Annotated in this window: 13 protein-coding genes, 1 pseudogene and 1 riboswitch; of the genes and pseudogenes, 6 read left to right on the top strand and 8 right to left on the bottom strand. The window is 71.8% G+C overall.

The window, feature by feature from the left end:
* The 6 genes and pseudogenes from C1J00_RS05500 to C1J00_RS05525 all read right to left on the bottom strand — a co-directional run.
* Positions 1-429: pseudogene (locus C1J00_RS05500) on the bottom strand (hypothetical protein); the annotation flags it as partial.
* A 56-nt stretch (positions 430-485) separates the two neighbouring features.
* A complete protein-coding gene (gene metF / locus C1J00_RS05505) occupies positions 486-1409 on the bottom strand; it encodes a methylenetetrahydrofolate reductase [NAD(P)H] (RefSeq protein WP_102907898.1) in 924 nt (307 codons plus the stop codon).
* A gap of 97 nt (positions 1410-1506) precedes the next feature.
* Positions 1507-2160 (bottom strand): thiamine phosphate synthase, encoded by a 654-nt coding sequence (thiE, locus tag C1J00_RS05510; RefSeq protein ID WP_102907899.1) that lies wholly within the window; start codon positions 2158-2160, stop codon positions 1507-1509.
* Between the two features lie 366 nt (positions 2161-2526).
* Positions 2527-2892: an Rv2175c family DNA-binding protein gene (locus tag C1J00_RS05515; protein ID WP_031131943.1), complete on the bottom strand. Its 366-nt coding sequence runs from the start codon at positions 2890-2892 to the stop codon at positions 2527-2529.
* A 111-nt stretch (positions 2893-3003) separates the two neighbouring features.
* Positions 3004-4245: an NAD(P)/FAD-dependent oxidoreductase gene (locus C1J00_RS05520; RefSeq protein WP_102907900.1), complete on the bottom strand. Its 1242-nt coding sequence runs from the start codon at positions 4243-4245 to the stop codon at positions 3004-3006.
* Positions 4246-4277: 32 nt separating this feature from the next.
* A complete protein-coding gene (locus C1J00_RS05525) occupies positions 4278-4628 on the bottom strand; it encodes an avidin-fold protein (RefSeq protein WP_102907901.1) in 351 nt (116 codons plus the stop codon).
* 52 nt (positions 4629-4680) lie between these two features.
* Positions 4681-4792: riboswitch (TPP riboswitch) on the top strand.
* Here C1J00_RS05525 and thiO point away from each other — a divergent pair.
* From thiO to C1J00_RS05550, 5 genes are all read left to right on the top strand, one after another.
* Positions 4790-5959, top strand: a complete 1170-nt coding sequence (gene thiO / locus C1J00_RS05530; RefSeq protein ID WP_102907902.1) for a glycine oxidase ThiO — start codon at positions 4790-4792, stop codon at positions 5957-5959. It overlaps the preceding riboswitch by 3 nt.
* Positions 5956-6156 (top strand): sulfur carrier protein ThiS, encoded by a 201-nt coding sequence (gene thiS / locus C1J00_RS05535; protein ID WP_102907903.1) that lies wholly within the window; start codon positions 5956-5958, stop codon positions 6154-6156. Before thiO ends, thiS begins: the two co-directional genes overlap by 4 nt.
* Positions 6157-6158: 2 nt before the next feature.
* Positions 6159-6956, top strand: coding sequence for a thiazole synthase (locus C1J00_RS05540; RefSeq protein WP_102907904.1), 798 nt, complete (start codon positions 6159-6161; stop codon positions 6954-6956).
* A gap of 93 nt (positions 6957-7049) precedes the next feature.
* Positions 7050-8972: a Stk1 family PASTA domain-containing Ser/Thr kinase gene (gene pknB, locus C1J00_RS05545; protein ID WP_180989424.1), complete on the top strand. Its 1923-nt coding sequence runs from the start codon at positions 7050-7052 to the stop codon at positions 8970-8972.
* Positions 8973-9030: 58 nt separating this feature from the next.
* Positions 9031-9909 carry a deoxyribonuclease IV gene (locus tag C1J00_RS05550; RefSeq protein WP_102907906.1) on the top strand — a complete coding sequence of 293 codons (879 nt, stop codon included), beginning with the start codon at positions 9031-9033 and terminating at the stop codon, positions 9907-9909.
* Positions 9910-9933: 24 nt separating this feature from the next.
* Here the strand turns inward: C1J00_RS05550 and C1J00_RS05555 are convergent, their stop codons facing one another.
* Positions 9934-10584, bottom strand: a complete 651-nt coding sequence (locus C1J00_RS05555) for a sulfite oxidase-like oxidoreductase (RefSeq protein WP_102907907.1) — start codon at positions 10582-10584, stop codon at positions 9934-9936.
* 175 nt (positions 10585-10759) lie between these two features.
* Between C1J00_RS05555 and bfr the strand changes: the two genes are divergently transcribed.
* Positions 10760-11236, top strand: coding sequence for a bacterioferritin (gene bfr, locus C1J00_RS05560; RefSeq protein ID WP_102907908.1), 477 nt, complete (start codon positions 10760-10762; stop codon positions 11234-11236).
* 30 nt (positions 11237-11266) lie between these two features.
* On the opposite strand, the gene C1J00_RS05565 is transcribed toward bfr, so the two are convergent.
* Positions 11267-11500: a (2Fe-2S)-binding protein gene (locus C1J00_RS05565; protein ID WP_102907909.1), complete on the bottom strand. Its 234-nt coding sequence runs from the start codon at positions 11498-11500 to the stop codon at positions 11267-11269.
* Positions 11501-11572: the final 72 nt, after the last annotated feature.

The raw sequence follows: 11572 nt of genomic DNA on the forward strand, positions 1-11572 counted from the left end.
GGCGGGGGTGAAGACGTCGTCGCGGTCGTAGTCGTCGTCCTGGCCGTAGGCGGCGTCGCGGCGGTAGGCGCCGGCCTCGTCGTCGTGAGCGCCCTCGGCCTCCAGGCCGGAGACCTCCAGGGTCGGTTCCTGGCGGCCGCGCTCACCGCGACGGCGCTTGCTGCCGCCCAGCGCGGGAGCGTTCATCGCCCAGCCGGCCGCGAAGCCGCTGCGGAACGACAGGGTGACGTAGGTCTGCCCGACCGCGAAGGCGGCCGCGCCCAGTCCGATCACGACGACCGACGGGATCAGGACACCGACGACGACACCGAGGAACCCGACGAAGGCCAGCAGCCGCCAGCGCAGCCGCGCCTTGTACTGCAGCAGCACCTCGCCCAGCAGCCACAGCGCGACGATGCCGAACGCGATGTAGAGGACCGCCCAGCCCATGTACGCCCCTCTCCCAGTGGCCGCTACGCAGTGTGTCGTATACCGGCGCGAACGGTCTAGGCCTGCGCTGAGTGGTGCAGGCCAAGGTTTTCGTAGATTTCCAGTGTCGCGGTGGAGTTGTTGAGCGTGATGAAGTGCAAGCCGGGCACCCCCTCGGCGAGCAGCCGCGCACAGAACTCCGTGGCGAATTCGATACCAATGGAGCGTACAGCGGCCGGATCGTCTTGTGCTGTGAGGATCCGCTCTTTCAGGGCGGCCGGGAACGCGGCGTTGGTGAGCGAGCCGATCCGCTCCAGCGTCTTAACGCTCGCGATCGGCATGACCTCGGGGATGATCGGGGTGTCACAGCCGGCGGCCGAGACCCGGTCGCGCAGCCGGAGGTAGTCCTCCGGCTGGAAGAACATCTGCGTGATGGCGTAGTCAGCGCCCGCCCGGCACTTGTCGATGAAGTGGCGGACGTCGGTGTCCCAGTCGAGGGAGCGCGGGTGCATCGCCGGGAAGGCGGCGACGCCCACGCAGAAGTCGCCGGACGCCTTGATCAGCTCGACGAGTTCGGCGGCGTAGGCGAGGCCCCGGGGGTGGGGCACCCAGTCGCCCATGGGGTCGCCGGGCGGGTCGCCGCGCAGGGCGAGCATGTTGCGGATCCCGGCGTCGGCGTACTGGCCGATGATGTTGCGCAGATCGGCCACCGAATGGTCGACCGCGGTGAGGTGGGCGATCGGGGTGAGGGTGGTGTCGGAGGCGATCGCCTCGGTCGCCTTGACCGTGCCCGCGCGGGTGGAACCGCCCGCGCCGTAGGTCACGGAGACGAAGTCGGGCGCCACCGCCTCGACCCGGCGCAGCGCGTTCCACAGGTTCCGCTCGCCCTTCGGGGTCTTGGGGGCGTAGAACTCGAAGGAGTACGTCGTCTTGCCGGCCGCGAGCATGTCGCGGACGGTGCGAGCGTGGTCCGACCTGATGGATGCGGTGCCGAGGGCCATACCGGCAGGTTAGCCAGGGGAGGTCGGTCCCCCAACCGTGGACCGGGATTTGACCGGATTGTCCCCTTGTTGTCCATCCCTTGGACAACGGTCTCGGCTAGACCTCCCGCAGCCGCTTCGCGAACTCGGCCGCCGCGGCCCCCGGGTCGTCGGCCTCGGTGATCGCCCGTACGACGACGACGCGCCGGGCGCCCGCCTCCAGGACCTGGTCGAGATTGCCGAGGTCGATGCCGCCGATGGCGAACCAGGGGCGGTCGGTGCCGAGGGCGGCGGTGTACCGGACGAGGTCCAGGCCGGGCGCGTGGCGGCCGGGCTTGGTGGGGGTCGGCCAGCACGGCCCGGTGCAGAAGTAGTCCACGCCCTGCTGGACGGCGGCCGCGGCGGCCTCGGACTCGGCGTGGGTGGAGCGGCCGATGACGACGTCGTCGCCGAGGAGCGCGCGGGCCGCGGGGACCGGGAGGTCGCCCTGGCCGAGGTGCAGGACGTCGGAGCCGGCGGCGTGCGCGACATCCGCCCGGTCGTTGACCGCGAGCAGCTTGCCGTGCCGGGCACAGGCGTCGGCGAAGACGGCCAGGTGCTCCAGCTCCTCACCGGCCTCCATGCCCTTGTCACGCAACTGCACGATGTCGACCCCGCCGGTCAGTACGGCGTCGAGGAACGCCCCGAGGTCGCCCTGCCGCTTGCGCGCGTCGGTGCAGAGGTAGACCCGGGCGTCGGCGAGCCGGGCCCGGGCGGCGGCGGTGCCGGTCATGCGTGTCCCCCTGGGTGTCGTGGTGTGCGGGCCGGTGGGCCCGCATGTGCGTCGGCGGCGTGCGGGAGCGCCCGCGGAGGCCGGCGGCGCGCGGCGCGGGAGCGGCCCTGTCCCGCCGCGAACGCCTCGGGCACCCTACGCCTGCCTACGGTTCCCGCCAGGTCTCCGGTGGCAGTGGTCCCGCGGCTCCCCCGGGAGCGTGCACCGCCCTGACAAGCGCGGACCACGCCTACGGCGGCGCGCACCACCCTGACAGGCGCGATCCACCCCGGGCCGTGGCCCCTCGGGCCACGGCCCCCACTCGGGCGGTTGTTCAGGTCCGGCCCCGCTCACACGGCACCGGACGGTTGGCCGGTCGAGGCCGGGTCAGACCGCAAGCGCCTGGGCGCGGCGCTTCACCTCCGTGCCGCGGTTCTCACTGAGCGCCTGCGCGGGGGTGCCGGGCAGGCTGGGGTCGGGGGTGAAGAGCCACTCCAGCATCTCTTCGTCCGTGAAGCCGTCGTCCCGCAGGAGCGTCAGGGTCCCGGACAGGCCCTTGACGACCTTGTCCCCGTCGATGAAGGCGGCGGGGACGTGCAGCGCGCGGTTCTCACCGCGGCGTACGGCGATGAGCTGGCCGTCCTTGACCAGCTGCCGCACACGCGTCACCTCGACGCCGAACTGTTCGGCGATGTCGGGGAGGGTGAGCCAGGCGGGGACGAGAGCATCGATCTTTGCGTCAATCTCGGTCACGGAAACCAGCCTGCCATCTGCCACTGACAGTCGGAAGCCGACCCGGTCCACGAGAGCGGACGCGCCGGACCCGGAAGCGCCGCCCGGGTGGCTCCACGAGGGCGCCTGAGCTCAGGCCGTCGCCGCCTTCATGGGCCTGGCCGGATCCGCCAGCAGCACCGGATTCATCGCGGTACCCGACTCGATCAGGCGGCGGCCCTGCGCCAGGTCCCGGGGCCGGCCCACCGCCAGCAGCGCGACCAGGCGCTCACCGCGCAGCCAGCAGACCGTCCAGGCCGGTCCTGTGGGATCGCCCCGCCACAGGATCGTGTCCGCGGCCGCGTGGTGCCCGGCGTACTGGACGAACCGCCCGAACTGCTCGGACCAGAAGTACGGCACCGGGTCGTACACCGCCGGGGTCTCCCCCGTGGCCCGGCCGACGATGTTCACGGCGACCGTGCGCGGCCCCTGGAGGGCGTTGTCCCAGTGGTGGACCAGCAGGCGCTCGCCGTAGCGCCCCGAGGGGAAGGAGGCGCAGTCGCCGACGGCGTACACGTCCGGCACGGACGTGCGCAGATGCTCGTCGGCCACGATCTCGCCGTGCGCACCGAGCTCGATCCCGGAGCCGGCCAGCCAGGCCGTCGCGGGGCGGGCCCCGATGCCGACGACGACCGCGCCCGCGGGCAGCCGCGATCCGTCGTCCAGGAGTACCGCGCCCGGCTCGACGCGTTCCACGCGCGCCTGCGTCCGCAGGAGCACGCCCGCGTCGGCGTACCAGCCGGTCATCGGGGTGGCGACTTCGGCGGGCAGCGCTGCGGCGAGCGGCCGTTCCGCGGCCTCCACGACGGTCACCGCGCAGCCCGCCTCGCGCGCGGCCGTGGCGAACTCCGCGCCGATCCAGCCCGCGCCGACGACCACGATGTCGTGCCGCCGGGCGAGCACCGGCCGCAGCCGCTCGGCGTCGTCCAGGGTGCGCAGCAGATGCACGCCGGGCACGCCCTCCGCGCCGGGCAGCCGGATCGGTTCGGCGCCGGTCGCGACGACCAGGACGTCGTACGGCACGGGCCCGTCCGCGGTGTCGAGCTCGTGGTCGCCCGGGCGCAGGCCCAGCACCTCGCAGCCAAGCCGCAGTTCGACGCCGAGGGCTTCGAAGTCGATGTCGAAGGCGGAGCCCTCGGACTTGCCGAGCAGCACGGCCTTGGACAACGGGGGCCGGTCGTAGGGCTGGTGAGGCTCGGCGCCGAGCAGGATCACTTCGCCGGGGAAGCCCCGCTCGCGCAGGGCGACGGCGGTCTGCACCCCGGCCATGCCCGCACCCGCCACCACGACGCGCCGCGGCGCGGACGAACCTGGTTCCTGCGTCTGCTCGCTCACCTGATCACCATAGACACCTGACGAATTGTCAGTCAGTCCTCATACGCCGTGACCTGCTCCACAACGCTCGTGCCGCCGCCCTGCCCGGACTCCCACTCCCAGGTCTCCTCCAGTCGCACCCGCCCGTCGGGCAGCTCCACGACCGCCGACACGCAGTGCCCCGAGGAGGTGGTCCCGTCCCGCTTCAGCTGGACGTACCGGAAGTCCAGCCGGTCACCTTCACGGGTACCCACGAGGTGCCCGCGTACGACATCGCCGCCCGCGTACTCGGCCCAGATCTCGCCCTCCCGCTCGTGGTACGTGAAGCGGGTGCGGGTGCCCACCTGGCCCGGTGCCTGGTCGGCGACCGGGGCGAGGACGAGACCGTCGAGGGATCGGGGCATGGACGGAGGCTCCCTTACTGCGGCACGGGGCATCGGGCTAGGGTGGCCAACGTAAAGCACTCGCGGGAGCCCGGACGCACCGGGCTGAGAGGGAGGCTGGCGGCCTCCGACCGTACGAACCTGATCCGGGTCATGCCGGCGAAGGGAGGGGCTGGACGCCCATGTCGCCCACGTCCACATCGTCAGACGTCCTGGTCGTCGGGGGCGGGATCATCGGCCTGGTCACGGCCTGGCGGGCCGCGCAGCGCGGGTTCGCCACGGCCGTCGTGGATCCCGAGCCGGGCGGCGGGGCCGCGCAGGTCGCGGCCGGCATGCTGGCCGCCGTCACGGAACTGCACTACGGCGAGCAGACCCTGCTCGGCCTGAACCTCGCCTCCGCCCGGCGCTACCCGGACTTCGCCGCCGAGCTCACCGAGCTGACCGGCCAGGACCTCGGCTACCGCCGCTGCGGCACGCTCGCCGTCGCGCTGGACGCCGACGACCGGGCCCATCTGCGCGAACTGCACGCCCTGCAGCAGCAGTCGGGCCTGGAGTCGCAGTGGCTGTCCGGGCGCGAGTGCCGGCGCCTGGAGCCGATGCTCGCGCCGGGCGTGCGCGGCGGGCTGCGGGTCGACGGCGACCACCAGATCGACCCCCGGCGGCTGGCCGGTGCCCTGGTCGCCGCGTGCGAGCGGGCGGGCGTGGTCTTCCACCGGGTGTGGGCGCAGCGGCTGACCGTCGTACGGGACCGGGTCACGGGTGTCGTCCTGGCCGACGGGACCGCGGTGGCCGCCGGGCAGGTGGTGCTCGCCGGAGGCAGCCTCAGCGGGCGGCTCGACGGTGTCCCGGAGGACGTGCTGCCTCCCGTGCGGCCGGTGAAGGGGCAGGTCGTACGGCTGACGATGCCGCCGCGGCACGAGCCGTTCCTGAGCCGTACCGTGCGCGCGGTCGTGCGCGGCAGCCACGTCTACCTGGTGCCGCGCGAGAGCGGCGAACTCGTCGTCGGGGCCACGAGCGAGGAGCTCGGCTGGGACACCACCGTGACCGCGGGCGGTGTGTACGAGCTGCTGCGGGACGCGCACGAACTGGTGCCGGGCATCACCGAGCTGGCGCTCACCGAGACCCGGGCCGGGCTGCGGCCCGGCTCCCCCGACAACGCGCCCCTGCTCGGCCCGACCGGCCTGGAGGGCCTGCTGCTGGCCACCGGGCACTACCGCAACGGCGTCCTGCTCACGCCGGTGACCGGCGACGCCCTGGCGTACGCCCTGGCCACGGGCGAACTCCCGGAGGAGGCCCGGCCCTTCACCCCGAAGCGCTTCAGCACCACCGCACTCACGGAGCAGCCCGCATGAACATCTCCGTCAACGGGGAGCCCCGGGACGTCCGGCCCGGCACCGCTCTCGACACCGTCGTGAGGTCGCTCACGGCCTCGCCCTCGGGGGTGGCCGCCGCCCTCAACGAAACCGTCGTCCCGCGCACGCGGTGGTCCGCCACCCCCCTCTCCGAGGGAGACCGCGTGGAAGTCCTCACAGCCGTCCAGGGAGGCTGACCATGGCCGACGATCCGTTTGTCCTCGGCGGTACGTCCATCACGTCCCGTCTGATCATGGGCACGGGCGGGGCGCCCAGCCTCGACGTGCTGGAGCGGTCGCTGGTCGCGTCCGGGACGGAGCTGACGACGGTCGCCATGCGCCGGGTGAACGCCTCGGTGCACGGCTCGGTGCTGTCCGTCCTCGACCGTCTTGGCATCCGGGTGCTGCCCAACACGGCGGGCTGCTTCACCGCCGGCGAGGCCGTCCTCACGGCCCGCCTCGCGCGCGAGGCCCTCGGCACCGACCTGATCAAACTGGAGGTCATCGCCGACGAGCGCACGCTGCTGCCCGACCCCATCGAGACGCTGGAGGCGGCCGAGACGCTGGTCGACGACGGGTTCACGGTGCTGCCGTACACCAACGACGACCCGGTGCTGGCGCGGAAGCTGGAGGACGCGGGCTGCGCGGCGATCATGCCGCTGGGTTCGCCGATCGGCTCCGGCCTGGGGATCCGCAACCCGCACAACTTCCAGCTGATCGTCGAGCACGCGCGCGTGCCGGTGATCCTGGACGCCGGTGCCGGTACGGCGTCGGACGCTGCGCTGGCGATGGAGCTGGGGTGTGCGGGTGTGATGCTCGCCTCGGCGGTGACGCGGGCGCAGGAGCCCGTGCTGATGGCCGAGGCCATGCGGCACGCGGTGGAGGCGGGGCGGCTGGCGTACCGGGCCGGGCGTATCCCACGGCGGCATTTCGCGGAGGCGTCGTCCCCGACGGAGGGAATGGCCGCCCTGGACCCGGAGCGGCCCGCTTTCCGATAAGGCGCGGGACACACGTCACAGGTCGGCTGCAGTCCCGCCGCGAAATCAGGCGGGGCGACGGGGCTGTCGGTCGTGGCTCGTACACTCGCCTGCGTGGACACGACCCTTCAGGACCCCTTGGTCGGGCAGGTGCTCGACGGCCGGTATCGCATCGACGCGCGGATCGCGGTCGGCGGGATGGCCACGGTCTACCGGGCCGTGGACACCCGGCTCGACCGGGTCCTCGCGCTCAAGGTGATGCACCCCTCGCTCGCGGTCGACGCCTCGTTCGTCGAGCGGTTCATCCGCGAGGCGAAGTCCGTGGCCCGGCTGGCCCATCCGAACGTGGTGCAGGTCTTCGACCAGGGCACCGACGGCTCGTACGTGTACCTGGCGATGGAGTACGTGGCGGGCTGCACCCTGCGCGACGTGCTGCGCGAGCGCGGTGCCCTCCAGCCGCGCGCCGCCCTGGACATCCTGGAGCCGGTGCTGGCCGCGCTGGGCGCCGCCCACCGCGCCGGGTTCGTGCACCGCGACATGAAGCCCGAGAACGTCCTCATAGGGGACGACGGCCGGGTCAAGGTCGCCGACTTCGGTCTGGTCCGGGCGGTGGACACGGTGACGAACACCACCGGCACCGTCCTCGGCACGGTCTCGTACCTCGCCCCGGAGCAGATAGAGAACGGCACCGCCGATCCCCGCGTCGACGTGTACGCGTGCGGCGTGATGCTGTACGAGATGCTGACCGGCGACAGGCCGCACGACGGGGACTCCCCCGCCGTCATCCTGTACAAGCACCTCCACGAGGACGTCCCGCCGCCCTCGGCGTCGGTGCCGGGGCTGGCGTACGAGCTGGACGAGCTGGTCGCCTCGGCGACCGCTCGCAACCCCGAGTTGCGCCCGTACGACGCCGTGGCGCTGCTGGCGCAGACGCGTCAGTCGCGCGAGAGGCTCGGCGCGGACCAGCTGGACGCGCTGCCTCCGCAGGCGGTCACCCTGGAGCACGACAACGCCGACGACCGTACGAGTGTGATCCCGCGCTCGCTGACGGTGCCGCGCCTGCTGCCCGTCGACGAGGACGCCGAGCCGGAGGTGCTCCGCACCAGCCTGCTGGAGACACCGCCTCCCCCACCACCCGGGCGGCGCCTGCCGCGGCGCGGCGTCGTCTCGATCGTCGTCACCCTGCTGCTGGTCCTCGGCGTCGGCGCGGGCCTCTGGTACGTCAACTCCGGCCAGTTCACCAAGGTTCCGCCGTTGCTGTCGAAGACCGAGGAGCAGGCCAAGGACCAGCTGGAGGAAGCCGGGCTCAAGGTCGGCGAGGTCAACCACGCCCACAGCGACACCGTCAAGCGCGGCACGATCCTGGGCATGTACCCCGAGCCGGGTGCTCGTATCCGCCTCCACGGCTCCGTGTCGTTCACCATCTCGGACGGCCCTGAGACCGTGCGAGTGCCCGCCCTCGCGGGCCGGGAGCTGGAGGAGGCGCGGTACCGGCTGGGGGAGGACGAGCTGGTGCCCGGCATGGTCACCCGGGAGTTCAGCGAGGAGGTGCCGCGGGGCTCGGTGATCTCCGCGCGCCCGGCGGACGGCACCAAGGTGCGTACGGGTACGGCTGTCGCTCTGGTCGTCAGCAGGGGTGCCCGCATCGACCTCCCCGACGTCACCGGTGACGACGAGGCCGACGCCCGGGCCGAGCTGAAGGAAGCCGGCCTCAAGGTGAAGATCGCCACCGAGCGGGTCAACTCCTCCGAGTACGACAAGGGCCAGGTCGTCCGGCAGGCGCCGAAGTCCGGCGGCCCGGCGGCCGAGGGCGACACCGTGACGCTGACGCTGTCGAAGGGCCCCGAGATGGTCGAGGTCCCTGACGTGGTCGGCGACAGCGTCGAGGACGCCACGCGGGCGCTGGAGGGCGCCGGGTTCCAGGTCGACGAGGACCGCGGTCTGCTCGGCCTGTTCGGCGACGAGGTCAAGAGCCAGTCCGTCGACGGCGGCGCGACGGCGCCCAAGGGCTCGACGATCACCATCAAGATCAGGTGAGAGGCGCGGGCGGCGGCCCGTGGACGGGGCAGGGCCGGACGCATGACACCCTGAACGGGTGAACAGTCAGCTGTCCGGCCCCTCCCGCAACCCCGTGGGCGGCCACGTCCCCGTGGCCGGCGGGCTCCATTCCGTAGGCCTGTCGTACGCCCGTGACCTGAGGGCGGAGGCCGTCCAGGTCTTCGTCGCCAACCCGCGCGGCTGGGCCACGCCGACCGGAAACCCGAAACAGGACGAGGCGTTCCGCGCCGCGTGCGCGGCCGAGTCGGTCCCGGCCTATGTGCACGCCCCCTACCTGATCAACTTCGGCTCGCACACCGAGGCGACCGTGGAGCGGTCGGTGGAGTCGCTGCGGCATTCGCTGCGGCGCGGGCGCGAGATCGGGGCGCTCGGCGTGGTCGTGCACACGGGCAGCGCGACCGGTGGCCGGGAGCGGTCCGTGGCGCTGAAGCAGGTACGGGAGCACCTGCTGCCGCTGCTGGACGAGCTGACCCACGACGACGACCCGTTCCTGCTGCTGGAGTCGACGGCCGGGCAGGGCGCCTCGCTGTGCTCGCGGACCTGGGACTTCGGCCCGTACTTCGAGGCGCTGGACGCCCACCCGATGCTCGGCGTGTGCCTGGACACCTGTCACATCTTCGCCGCCGGGCACGACCTGACCGGCCCGAGCGGCATGCAGCAGACGTTGGACCTGCTGGTGGACACGGTCGGCGAGGGCCGGCTGAAGCTGATCCACGCCAACGACTCCAAGGACGTGGTGGGCGCCCACAAGGACCGGCACGAGAACATCGGTGTCGGCCACATCGGCGAGGACCCGTTCCGTGCCCTGATGACCCACCCCGCGACCGAGGGTGTGCCGCTGATCATCGAGACGCCGGGCGGCAAGCAGGGGCATGCGGCCGACGTGGAGCGGCTGAAGAAGCTGCGCGAGGGCTGAGCGCGACGGCGACGACCGGGCCCGTCAGAGGCCGGGGCCGTCCCCGGGCTCCTCCTGGTACGAGTAACGCTGCTCCTGCCAGGGATCGCCGACGTTGTGGTAGCCGCGCTCCTCCCAGAAGCCCCGCCGGTCGGCGGTCATGTACTCCACGCCGCGCACCCACTTGGGGCCCTTCCAGGCGTAGAGGTGGGGCACGATCAGGCGCAGGGGGAAGCCGTGTTCGGCGGTGAGCAGTTCGCCGTCCTTGTGGGTGGCGAAGAGGACCTGTTCGTCGGCGAAGTCGGACAGCCGCAGGTTGGAGCTGAATCCGTACTCGGCCCACACCATCACATGGGTGACGTCGGCGGCGGGCGGGGCGAGGTCGAGGAGCGTGCGCGCGGGGATGCCGCCCCACTCGGCGCCCAGCATGCTGAACTTCGTCACGCAGTGCAGATCGGCCACCACGGTGGTGTGGGGCAGGGCCGTGAGCTCCTCGTGGGTCCAGCAGTGCTTGCCGCCGCCGGCGGTGGCGCCGAAGACCCGGAACTCCCAGCGCTCGGGCCGGAACTTGGGGACGGGCCCGTAGTGCGTGACCGGCCAGCCGCGTTGCAGCCGCTGTCCCGGGGGCAGCTCCGGCTGCGTCGCTCCTGCTGGATCGCGCCCTTCTCCCGATTGGTGTTCCAGCGGCTGACCCATGACTCCATCCTGACAGACCTCGGGTGATGCCCCTGACCGGGCCCACCGCGAAAAAGGACAAACTCAACTAAGCATGCCCTTACTTAGTAAGTGGAGACTTACTGGACGATCTTCTTCACCAGTGGAATCATGCGGCGCAACCTGCCAGTTCCACCGCGTGGAAGGAGCCTCTGCGATGCAGGGCGACCCCGAGGTCCTCGAATTCCTCAACGAGCAGCTGACCGGCGAGCTGACGGCGATCAACCAGTACTGGCTGCATTACCGGATCCAGGACAACAAGGGCTGGACCAAGCTCGCCAAGTACACGCGTGAAGAGTCCATCGATGAGATGAAGCACGCGGACAAGATCACCGAACGCATTCTCATGCTGGACGGCCTGCCCAATTACCAGCGGCTCTTCCATGTACGGGTCGGCCAGACGGTCACCGAGATGTTCCAGGCGGACCGGCAGGTCGAGGTCGAGGCCATCGACCGGCTCAGGCGCGGCATCGAGGTGATGCGCAGCAAGGGCGACGTCACGTCCGCGAACCTCTTCGAGTCGATCCTGGAGGACGAGGAGCACCACATCGACTACCTGGACACGCAGCTGGAGCTGATCGACAAGCTCGGCGAGGCGCTGTACCTCGCGCAGCAGATCGAGCAGCCCAGCTAGAAGCGCTGTCCGGACAGCCCGGCCCTGCCGTCAGGCGGCGTCTTCCAGCTCCGTGAGCACCTGCTCGCCCCGGTCGGCCAGTTCGCGGCGCGGGCAGGCTCCCCTGCCGAGGATGGCCTGGATACGGCGCACACAGGACCCGCAGTCCGTGCCCGCCTTGCAGGCGGAGGCTATCTGGCGGGGAGTGCAGGCGCCGCCGTCCGCGTGCTGCTTGACCTGCTGCTCGGTGATCCCGAAGCAACTGCAGATGTACACGCGGTTCACCTCCGACGGGTCGTTGTCAGGTGTGCCGTCCCCGTTGACCGGTGAGGCTAACCTAACCTTACCCGTCGGGTC

Origin of the sequence: Streptomyces cahuitamycinicus, from assembly GCF_002891435.1 — a bacterium.
Lineage (GTDB): Bacteria > Actinomycetota > Actinomycetes > Streptomycetales > Streptomycetaceae > Streptomyces > Streptomyces cahuitamycinicus.

Excerpts from the sequence above, each read along its gene's own strand:
- metF (WP_102907898.1), bottom strand. The coding sequence starts at position 1,409 with ATGGCCCTCGGCACCGCATCCATCAGGTCGGACCACGCTCGCACCGTC.
- thiE (WP_102907899.1), bottom strand. The coding sequence starts at position 2,160 with ATGACCGGCACCGCCGCCGCCCGGGCCCGGCTCGCCGACGCCCGGGTC.
- C1J00_RS05525 (WP_102907901.1), bottom strand. The coding sequence starts at position 4,628 with ATGCCCCGATCCCTCGACGGTCTCGTCCTCGCCCCGGTCGCCGACCAG.
- thiO (WP_102907902.1), top strand. The coding sequence starts at position 4,790 with ATGTCGCCCACGTCCACATCGTCAGACGTCCTGGTCGTCGGGGGCGGG.
- thiS (WP_102907903.1), top strand. The coding sequence starts at position 5,956 with ATGAACATCTCCGTCAACGGGGAGCCCCGGGACGTCCGGCCCGGCACC.
- C1J00_RS05540 (WP_102907904.1), top strand. The coding sequence starts at position 6,159 with ATGGCCGACGATCCGTTTGTCCTCGGCGGTACGTCCATCACGTCCCGT.
- C1J00_RS05555 (WP_102907907.1), bottom strand. The coding sequence starts at position 10,584 with ATGGGTCAGCCGCTGGAACACCAATCGGGAGAAGGGCGCGATCCAGCA.
- bfr (WP_102907908.1), top strand. The coding sequence starts at position 10,760 with ATGCAGGGCGACCCCGAGGTCCTCGAATTCCTCAACGAGCAGCTGACC.